Below are 270 nucleotides of genomic sequence, written 5' to 3' on the forward strand. Positions count from 1 at the left end.
CGACTATATAACATAAATTTCTTTTTCAATCTCTACTAACTGCTTTTGCAATTGTTCTTTACTTTGTTCATATAGAGATACATCGATCGTTTCAGCCAATGCAAACAATATACTTTCATAATAGTTCATCACATCTTGCTGCATCACTTTTTGGAATAAGTTCCACTTCATATCCCACTCTTGCTTATAATGATGAACAAATAAATCTTTTTCATCAGCTACATAGTTTGATACGAACGGTTCTAATACAGATTTAGCGTCTTCTTGCAT

General features: G+C 31.9%; 1 protein-coding gene. It reads right to left on the bottom strand.

All coding sequences use genetic code 11. The annotated features are described in order from the left end of the window. Positions 1-3 precede the first annotated feature (3 nt). Positions 4-270, bottom strand: a 267-nt coding sequence (locus tag ACWXWW_RS18055) for a hypothetical protein (RefSeq protein ID WP_455971391.1), incomplete at its 5' end; no start/stop codon positions are given.

It is taken from the genome of Microbacterium sp. KNMS, assembly GCF_053851835.1.